1 protein-coding gene is annotated in these 1,650 nt (G+C 72.4%); it reads right to left on the reverse strand.

All coding sequences use genetic code 11. The annotated features are described in order from the left end of the window. A partial coding sequence (locus ABTZ17_RS36765; protein WP_352200173.1) for a condensation domain-containing protein occupies nucleotides 1–1,650 on the reverse strand: 1,650 nt, incomplete at both ends.

Genomic DNA, 1,650 nt, shown 5'->3' on the forward strand with positions numbered 1-1,650 from the left:
CGCCACCGCACCCGGCGACACCACCGCACCACGCGACACCCACCCGTGCACCGTCCCCGAACCCACCGACACACCGGCCACACCCGACCACGCGCCCGTCAGGAGTTCCAGCTCACCCGAGGTGAGGAGCGGGAGTGCGCCGACGGCGGAGTCCGGGTCGGCGACGGCCGACCGGAGGAGGACGGCCACGTGCTCTCCGAAGCGGGCGATGGTCTCGGCGTCGAACAGCTCGGTGCTGTACTCGACCAGGGCGCGCAGGCCGCCCTCGTACTCCTCGAACTCGACGGTGAGGTCGGTGAGGGCGGTGTTCCGCTCCATCGCGTAGCCGTCCACCCGGACCGGTCCGAGGTCGGGATGCATGCCGGGGGCGTTCTGGAGGACGACCATGGCCTGCACGAGAGGGGTACGGCCGGCGTCACGCGCGGCACCGACGGCTTCCACGAGGCGCTCGAACGGCACGTCCTGGTGGGCGAAGGCGTCGAGGACCGTCTCCTTCACCTGGTCCAGCAGCTCGGTGAAGGGCGTCTCCGGCTCGATGTGCGACCGCAGGACGACGGTGTTGACGAGGAAGCCGATCATCTGCTCCAGGTCGGCGCGATCGCGCCCGGCGGAGGCCGTACCGACGGCGATGTCCGTCTGGCCGGTGTAGCGGGCGAAGACGCTCTGGACGGCGGCGGTCAGCGCCATGAAGAGGGTCGCTCCCCGGCCGTGGGCGAGGGACTTGATGCCGTCCAGGGTCGCCTTCGGCACCTCGAAGGCGTGGACGGCTCCGGCGGAGGAACGCACCGCGGGGCGGGGCCGGTCCGTCGGCAGCTCCAGCGGGGCGAGGCCCTTCAGTCGGTCCCGCCACCAGCCCAGCTGTTCCTCCAGCAGGCCGCCGTCCTCCAGCAGGCCGCGCTGCCAGGCGGCGAAGTCCGCGTACTGGAGGCCCCGTTCGGGCAGTTCGGCGGGTCGGCCCTCGATCCGCGCCGCGTACAGCTCGCCCAGCTCGCGGGCGGCCACCCCCATCGACCAGCCGTCGGTGACGATGTGGTGCATCCCGAGGACGCACACGTGCTCGTCCTCGGCCAGGCGGACCAGCAGGACCCGGACCAGCGGGCCGGTGCGCAGGTCGTACGGCCGGTCCAGCTCCTCCTGCGCCAGCTCCCTGAGTCGGGCTTCGTCAGGGGCCGCCTCTTCCCGCCAGAACGGTTCCAGCACCGGGTGCACGACCTGCACCCCCGTGCCGCCGACCAGGTCGAAGGTGGTCCGCAGGGCTTCGTGGCGGGCGACGAGGTCCCCGACGGCGGCGCGGAGCGCGGCCGGGTCCAGGGGGCCGGTCAGGCGCAGGCCCGCCGCGGAGTGGTACTCGGTGCTGCCCTGGTTGAAGTCCTCCAGGAACCAGAGCCGCTGCTGACCGAACGACATCGGCAGCAGCCCGTCCCGGGGTACGGCGGGGACGACCTCCTCCGGGGCGGCCTCGGTGGTCGCCTCGGAGGTCGCGTGGCCGGCGAGTTCGGCGACCGTCGGCGCTTCGAAGAGGAGCCTCGGGGAGAGCTTGACGCCCAAGGCCCGGCGGGCTCGGGAGACGACCTGGATGGAGAGGATGGAGTCGCCGCCGAGGTCGAAGAAGTTGTCGTGGATTCCGACCTTCTCGACTCCCAGGACCTC

The sequence above is a fragment of the Streptomyces sp. NPDC097619 genome, from assembly GCF_040302735.1.
Classification (GTDB): Bacteria; Actinomycetota; Actinomycetes; order Streptomycetales; family Streptomycetaceae; genus Streptomyces.